We start from the raw sequence: 5,690 nt of genomic DNA on the forward strand, positions 1-5,690 counted from the left end.
AACCCGCCTGACCGGGGACGGTTCTCAACGGTTGGGGACGGTTCTCAACGGTCGGGGACGGTTCTCGACGAACGAAAACCAACCGCCGGGGACGGTTCTCGGCCAGCAGAACCGTCCCCAACCGTCGAAAGCCGACCGTCGAGAACCGTCCCCGGCGGTTGAGAACCGTCCCCAACCGTCGAAAATCAACCGCCCAGAACCGTCCCCAACCGTTGAGAACCGTCCCCGGACGCGGCACGAGGGCGGGACGACCGATGTCGTCCCGCCCTCGGGTGTGGATCAGCTCACAGCTGGGTGGCGGTGCCCCCGGCTGCCTCGATCTTGCTCTTGGCCGAGGCGGAGAACGCGTGCGCGCTCACCTGCAGGGCGACGGAGAGCTCTCCGCTGCCCAGCACCTTGACCAGGTTGCCGTCGCGGACGGCGCCCTTGGCGACCAGGTCGGCCACGCCGACCTCGCCGCCCTCGGGGAACAGCTCGCCGAGCTTGGCGACGTTCACCACCTGGTACTCGACCCGGAACGGGTTCTTGAAGCCGCGCAGCTTGGGCAGCCGCATGTGCAGCGGCATCTGCCCGCCCTCGAAGTTCTGCGGCGTGTTCTTACGCGCGCCGGTGCCCTTGGTGCCTCGGCCCGCGGTCTTGCCCTTGGAGCCCTCGCCACGGCCGACGCGAGTGCGTTCGGTCTTGGCACCGGGCGCCGGGCGCAGATGATGCAACTTCAGCGGCATGTCAGTCGACCTCCTCGACGGTGACCAGGTGCGAGACCGACTTGGCCATGCCCACGAGCTCGGGACGGGCCTCGATCACCACCGAGTCGCCGATCCGCTTGAGACCGAGCGACCGCAGGGTCTCGCGCTGGTTCTGCTTGCGACCCACGCCGGACTTGACCTGGGTCACCTTGATCTTGCTCATCAGTGATTCGCCTCCTCACGAGCGCGCAGCAGCGCGGCCGGGGTGACGTCCTCCACCGACAGGCCACGGCGCTTGGCGACCTGCTCAGGCTCCTCCAGGCTCTTCAGCGCGGCCACCGTGGCGTGCACCACGTTGATCGCGTTGTCCGAGCCCAGCGACTTGGCGAGCACGTCGTGGACGCCGGCGCACTCCAGCACGGCGCGCGCCGAACCACCGGCGATGACACCGGTACCGGGCGACGCCGGACGCAGCATGACCACACCGGCGGCCTTCTCACCCTGCACCGGGTGCGGGATGGTGCCCTGGATGCGCGGCACCCGGAAGAACGCCTTCTTGGCCTCTTCCACGCCCTTGGCGATCGCGGCCGGCACCTCGCGGGCCTTGCCGTAGCCGACGCCGACGGTGCCGTCGCCGTCACCCACCACGACGAGCGCGGTGAAGCTGAACCGGCGGCCACCCTGGACGACCTTCGCCACCCGGTTGATCGCCACTACCCGCTCGAGGTAGTTGCTCTTCTCCTTCTCGGCGTTCTGGCCCCGACGGTCCTCGCGGCCACGACGCTCGCCACCAGCGGCACCGCCTCCGCGGCGCTGGTTTCCATTCATCGTTGTTTCCTTTCGAGTTCCGTCAGAATCCCAGGCCGGCATCCCGGGCGCTGTCGGCCAGCGCCGCGATCCGTCCGTGGTACTTGTTGCCGGCCCGGTCGAAGACCACCGAGGTGACCCCGGCAGCCTTGGCCCGATCGGCGATCAGCGTGCCGACCTTCTTGGCCACCTCGGTCTTGTCGCCGCTCGCCTTGCGGATGTCGGCCTCCATCGAGGACGCCGACGCCAGCGTGGCGCCCACGGTGTCGTCGATCACCTGAACGAACAGGTGCCGCGAGGACCGGGTGACGACCAGGCGCGGACGCTCCGGGCTGCCTGCGATCTTCTTGCGACCGCGGGCCTGGCGGCGCAGCCGCGCAGCGATCCGAGCGGCCGTCGTCTTGTTGTTCGACAGCGAGATAGCCATCACTTACCAGCCTTTCCAACCTTGCGGCGAACCCGCTCGCCGGCGTAGCGCACACCCTTGCCCTTGTAGGGCTCCGGCTTGCGGATCTTGCGGATGTTGGCCGCAACCTCGCCGACGACCTGCTTGTCGATGCCGTAGACGGTGAACGCCGTCGGCTTCTCCACCGAGAAGGTGACGCCCTCGGGAGCGTTCACCACGACCGGGTGGCTGAAGCCGAGGTTGAACTCGAGCTGGGTCGGGCCCTTGGCGATCACCCGGTAGCCGACGCCGACGATCTCGAGCTTCTTCTCATAGCCCGCGGTCACGCCGGTCACCATGTTGGAGACCAGGGTGCGGGTCAGGCCGTGCAGCGAACGGCTCTGCCGCTCGTCGTCCGGACGGGTCACTTCCAGTTCGCCGGCCTCGTTGCGGCCGATCCGGATCGGCTCGGCGATGGTGTGGCTGAGGGTGCCCTTGGGCCCCTTCACCTCGACCAGCTGGCCGTCCAGCTTCACATCGACCCCGGCCGGGATGGCGATCGGGAGCCTGCCAATTCGCGACATGTCAGTACTCCTCTCTCACCACACGTAGGCGAGCACTTCGCCGCCCACGGACTTGGCGTTGGCCTCGGAGTCGGTGAGCAGGCCCTGGGAGGTCGAGATGATCGCGATCCCCAGTCCGCCCAGCACCTTCGGCAGCGCATTGGACTTGGCGTACACCCGCAGGCCGGGCTTGCTGATCCGCCGGACACCGGCGATCGAGCGCTCCCGGTTGGAGCCGTACTTCAGGGTGATGGTCAGCGTCTTGCCGACCTCGCCCTCGGCCGGCTCCTTGACCTCGAAGCCACTGATGTAGCCCTGAGCCTTGAGGATCTCGGCGATGCCCACCTTGATCTTGCTGTGCGGCATCGACGTGGAGTCGTGGTACGCCTGATTGGCGTTGCGCAGACGCGTCAGCATGTCTGCGATCGGGTCAGTCATGGTCATGACTTGATTTCTTCTTTCTCGGACGGTTTCAGGACGCCGTATCCCAGGCGCCTGACCTGTTCGGGTTAATGGTCACTGGGTCCGGACGAACCCGGTGGTCTCGACCGGCGAGCCGGTCACCAGCTGGACTTGGTCACCCCGGGCAGCTGGCCGGCGTGCGCCAGCTCCCGCAGGCAGACCCGGCACAGGCCGAACTTGCGGTAGACGGCCTTGGGCCGGCCGCACTTGCTGCACCGGGTGTAGGCGCGGACGCCGAACTTCGGCTTGCGGGCCTGCTTGACCTTCAGCGCTGTCTTGGCCATACCTTCGTCACTTCCTCTTCAGGGACTTCTTCTGGGCGCTCTTCGAAGCACCCTGCGGACGCCGCTTCTTGGCGACGGCCTTCTTCGGATCGTTCTCCGGAGCCTTGAACGGGAAGCCCAGCTGCTTGAGCAGCGCCCGGCCCTCCTCGTCGTTGGTCGCGGTGGTGACGAAAGTGATGTCCATGCCCCGGACGCGATCGATCCGGTCCTGGTCGATCTCGTGGAACATGACCTGCTCGGTCAGGCCGAAGGTGTAGTTGCCCTTGCCGTCGAACTGCCGCGCGGACAGGCCGCGGAAGTCGCGGATCCGGGGCAGCGCCAGGGTGAGCAGCCGGTCGGCGAACTCCCACATCCGGTCGCCGCGCAGCGTGACGTGGCAGCCGATCGGCATGCCCTCACGCAGCTTGAACTGCGCGATGGACTTGCGGGCCTTGGTCACCGACGGCTTCTGGCCGGTGATCTGGGTCAGATCCCGCACCGCCCCGTCGATCACCTTGGAGTCGCGAGCGGCGTCGCCGACACCCATGTTGACCACGATCTTGGTCAGGCCGGGGATCTGCATCACGTTGGCGTAGCCGAACTCGGCGTGCAGCGCCGGCGCGATCTCCTCGCGGTACTTCTGCTTCAGCCGCGGCAGAGTCTTCTCTGCGGTGCTGGCGGTCATCAGATTTCCTTCCCGGTCTTGCGGGCGATCCGGACGCTCCGGGTGGCGGAGTACTCCGAGCCGTCCGGACGCCGCTTGGTCACCTCGCGGCGCTCGTAGCCCACGCGGGTCACGACCTCCTTGCCGTCCACCTTCACGACCAACTGCACGTTGGACGCGTCGATGGGGGCCTCGGTGGTGATGATCCCGCCCTTGTCCTTGGCGCCCTGCGCGGAGCGATCCGGGGTGTGCTTCTTGACCACGTTCACACCCTCGACGATCACCCGGCCCTGCTCGGGCAGCACCTCGATGATGTCGCCGACCCGGCCCTTGTCCTTGCCGGCGATGACCTTGACCCGGTCACCCTTCTTCACATGCAACGAGTTCGCCATTGTCACAGCACCTCCGGCGCCAGCGAGATGATGCGCATGTAACGCTTCTCGCGCAGCTCACGGCCGACCGGTCCGAAGATGCGGGTGCCACGGGGCTCCCCGTCGCCCTTCAGGATCACGGCGGCATTCTCATCGAATTTGATGTAGGAACCGTCCGGACGACGGGTCTCCTTCACCGTACGGACGATGACGGCCTTGACCACCTCGCCCTTCTTCACGTTTCCGCCCGGGATGGCGTCCTTGACCGTGGCGACGATCTTGTCGCCCAGGCCCGCGTAGCGACGCTTGGAGCCACCGAGCACCCGGATGCAGAGGAGTTCCTTCGCACCGGTGTTGTCCGCGACCTTCAGCCGCGTCTCCTGCTGGATCATTCCTGCCTCACTTGGCCTTCTCGAGGATCTCGATCAGACGCCAGCGCTTGGTCGCTGAGGTCGGACGAGTCTCCATCACCCGGACACGGTCACCGACGCCGGCGTCGTTCGCCTCGTCGTGAGCCTTCAGTCGCTCGGTCTTGGTCATCACCTTGCCGTACAGCGGATGCTTGACCCGCTGCTCGATGGCGACCACGACGGTCTTGTCCATCTTGTCGGACACCACGATGCCCTCACGGACCTTGCGGGCTGCCAATCGATTTGACTCCGCGCGCTTGCTCTCACTCATTGCTCTCACTTGTCCTGATCAGGATCGGGGACGATGCCGAGGTTGCGTTCCTGCAGCACGGTGTAGACCCGCGCGATGTCCTTGCGGACCTCGCGGAGCCGTCCGTGCGACTCGAGCTGACCGGTGGCAGCGGCGAACCGGAGGTTGAACAGCTCCTCCTTGAACTCCTTGACCTTGGCGTTGAGCTCGTCGCGGCTGAGGCCGCGCAGGTCGGCTGCGGTGCTGGTCTTCGCCATCAGATCTCACCTGCTTCCCGCTTGATGAAACGTGCCTTGAACGGCAGCTTGTGGATCGCCAGGCGCATCGCCTCGCGTGCGGTCTCCTCGGCCACGCCGGAGAGCTCGAAGAGCACCCGGCCCGGCTTGATGTTGGCCACCCACCACTCGGGGGAACCCTTGCCGGAACCCATCCGGGTCTCGGCCGGCTTCTTGGTCAGCGGACGGTCGGGGTAGACGTTGATCCACACCTTGCCGCCACGCCGGATGTGCCGGGTCATGGCGATACGGGCGCTCTCGATCTGCCGGTTGGTCAGGTACGAGGACTCCAGGGCCTGGATGCCGTAATCGCCGAACGCCAGCTTGGTACCGCCCTTGGCGGCGCCGTCCCGCTTGGGATGGTGCTGCTTGCGGTGCTTGACCCTACGGGGAATCAACATGCTCAGGCTCCTGCATTCTCGGTGACGGCCTCGGCCGCGGGGGCCTCGGCAGCCTCGGCGCGGCGGCGTCCGCCACGCTCGGGACGGTTGTCACGGCCGCCCCGGTCGTCGCGCCGCGGCCCACGTCCGGGACGGCGCTGACCACCGGAAGTG

13 protein-coding genes are annotated in these 5,690 nt (G+C 67.0%); all 13 read right to left on the reverse strand.

The annotated features are described in order from the left end of the window. Positions 1 to 284: 284 nt before the first annotated feature. Positions 285 to 725 (reverse strand): 50S ribosomal protein L15, encoded by a 441-nt coding sequence (gene rplO, locus QM582_RS17425; protein WP_415086538.1) that lies wholly within the window; start codon positions 723 to 725, stop codon positions 285 to 287. A 1-nt stretch (position 726) separates the two neighbouring features. Next, on the reverse strand, positions 727 to 909 hold the full coding sequence (rpmD, locus tag QM582_RS17430) for a 50S ribosomal protein L30 (protein WP_415086540.1): 183 nt from the start codon (positions 907 to 909) through the stop codon (positions 727 to 729). After that, positions 909 to 1,514, reverse strand: coding sequence for a 30S ribosomal protein S5 (gene rpsE, locus QM582_RS17435; RefSeq protein WP_415086541.1), 606 nt, complete (start codon positions 1,512 to 1,514; stop codon positions 909 to 911). Before rpsE ends, rpmD begins: the two co-directional genes overlap by 1 nt. A gap of 22 nt (positions 1,515 to 1,536) precedes the next feature. Next, on the reverse strand, positions 1,537 to 1,920 hold the full coding sequence (gene rplR / locus QM582_RS17440; RefSeq protein WP_415086543.1) for a 50S ribosomal protein L18: 384 nt from the start codon (positions 1,918 to 1,920) through the stop codon (positions 1,537 to 1,539). After that, positions 1,920 to 2,462 (reverse strand): 50S ribosomal protein L6, encoded by a 543-nt coding sequence (gene rplF, locus QM582_RS17445; RefSeq protein ID WP_415086545.1) that lies wholly within the window; start codon positions 2,460 to 2,462, stop codon positions 1,920 to 1,922. The genes rplR and rplF overlap by 1 nt, the downstream gene beginning before the upstream one ends. Before the next feature lie 15 nt (positions 2,463 to 2,477). After that, positions 2,478 to 2,885 carry a 30S ribosomal protein S8 gene (gene rpsH, locus QM582_RS17450; RefSeq protein WP_415086547.1) on the reverse strand — a complete coding sequence of 136 codons (408 nt, stop codon included), beginning with the start codon at positions 2,883 to 2,885 and terminating at the stop codon, positions 2,478 to 2,480. Between the two features lie 116 nt (positions 2,886 to 3,001). Then, positions 3,002 to 3,187: a type Z 30S ribosomal protein S14 gene (locus QM582_RS17455; protein WP_298134273.1), complete on the reverse strand. Its 186-nt coding sequence runs from the start codon at positions 3,185 to 3,187 to the stop codon at positions 3,002 to 3,004. A gap of 7 nt (positions 3,188 to 3,194) precedes the next feature. Next, positions 3,195 to 3,851: a 50S ribosomal protein L5 gene (gene rplE / locus QM582_RS17460; protein ID WP_415086549.1), complete on the reverse strand. Its 657-nt coding sequence runs from the start codon at positions 3,849 to 3,851 to the stop codon at positions 3,195 to 3,197. After that, positions 3,851 to 4,222 carry a 50S ribosomal protein L24 gene (gene rplX / locus QM582_RS17465; RefSeq protein ID WP_415086551.1) on the reverse strand — a complete coding sequence of 124 codons (372 nt, stop codon included), beginning with the start codon at positions 4,220 to 4,222 and terminating at the stop codon, positions 3,851 to 3,853. The genes rplE and rplX overlap by 1 nt, the downstream gene beginning before the upstream one ends. Positions 4,223 to 4,224: 2 nt before the next feature. Further along, positions 4,225 to 4,593, reverse strand: coding sequence for a 50S ribosomal protein L14 (gene rplN / locus QM582_RS17470; RefSeq protein WP_298130340.1), 369 nt, complete (start codon positions 4,591 to 4,593; stop codon positions 4,225 to 4,227). 7 nt (positions 4,594 to 4,600) lie between these two features. Continuing rightward, positions 4,601 to 4,882, reverse strand: a complete 282-nt coding sequence (gene rpsQ, locus QM582_RS17475) for a 30S ribosomal protein S17 (protein ID WP_415086553.1) — start codon at positions 4,880 to 4,882, stop codon at positions 4,601 to 4,603. Positions 4,883 to 4,887: 5 nt separating this feature from the next. Further along, positions 4,888 to 5,118: a 50S ribosomal protein L29 gene (gene rpmC / locus QM582_RS17480; protein ID WP_298130337.1), complete on the reverse strand. Its 231-nt coding sequence runs from the start codon at positions 5,116 to 5,118 to the stop codon at positions 4,888 to 4,890. After that, a complete protein-coding gene (gene rplP / locus QM582_RS17485; protein ID WP_415086555.1) occupies positions 5,118 to 5,537 on the reverse strand; it encodes a 50S ribosomal protein L16 in 420 nt (139 codons plus the stop codon). The genes rpmC and rplP overlap by 1 nt, the downstream gene beginning before the upstream one ends. Positions 5,538 to 5,690: the final 153 nt, after the last annotated feature.

It is taken from the genome of Micropruina sp., assembly GCF_047607385.1.
Lineage (GTDB): Bacteria > Actinomycetota > Actinomycetes > Propionibacteriales > Propionibacteriaceae > Micropruina.

What these genes read in the sequence shown, in the direction of transcription:
- QM582_RS17455 (WP_298134273.1), bottom strand. Translation starts at nt 3,187, where the DNA reads ATGGCCAAGACAGCGCTGAAGGTCAAGCAGGCCCGCAAGCCGAAGTTC.
- rplF (WP_415086545.1), bottom strand. Translation starts at nt 2,462, where the DNA reads ATGTCGCGAATTGGCAGGCTCCCGATCGCCATCCCGGCCGGGGTCGAT.
- rpsH (WP_415086547.1), bottom strand. Translation starts at nt 2,885, where the DNA reads ATGACCATGACTGACCCGATCGCAGACATGCTGACGCGTCTGCGCAAC.
- rplN (WP_298130340.1), bottom strand. Translation starts at nt 4,593, where the DNA reads ATGATCCAGCAGGAGACGCGGCTGAAGGTCGCGGACAACACCGGTGCG.
- rpsE (WP_415086541.1), bottom strand. Translation starts at nt 1,514, where the DNA reads ATGAATGGAAACCAGCGCCGCGGAGGCGGTGCCGCTGGTGGCGAGCGT.
- rplO (WP_415086538.1), bottom strand. Translation starts at nt 725, where the DNA reads ATGCCGCTGAAGTTGCATCATCTGCGCCCGGCGCCCGGTGCCAAGACC.
- rplX (WP_415086551.1), bottom strand. Translation starts at nt 4,222, where the DNA reads ATGGCGAACTCGTTGCATGTGAAGAAGGGTGACCGGGTCAAGGTCATC.
- rpmD (WP_415086540.1), bottom strand. Translation starts at nt 909, where the DNA reads ATGAGCAAGATCAAGGTGACCCAGGTCAAGTCCGGCGTGGGTCGCAAG.
- rpsQ (WP_415086553.1), bottom strand. Translation starts at nt 4,882, where the DNA reads ATGAGTGAGAGCAAGCGCGCGGAGTCAAATCGATTGGCAGCCCGCAAG.
- rplP (WP_415086555.1), bottom strand. Translation starts at nt 5,537, where the DNA reads ATGTTGATTCCCCGTAGGGTCAAGCACCGCAAGCAGCACCATCCCAAG.
- rplR (WP_415086543.1), bottom strand. Translation starts at nt 1,920, where the DNA reads ATGGCTATCTCGCTGTCGAACAACAAGACGACGGCCGCTCGGATCGCT.
- rpmC (WP_298130337.1), bottom strand. Translation starts at nt 5,118, where the DNA reads ATGGCGAAGACCAGCACCGCAGCCGACCTGCGCGGCCTCAGCCGCGAC.
- rplE (WP_415086549.1), bottom strand. Translation starts at nt 3,851, where the DNA reads ATGACCGCCAGCACCGCAGAGAAGACTCTGCCGCGGCTGAAGCAGAAG.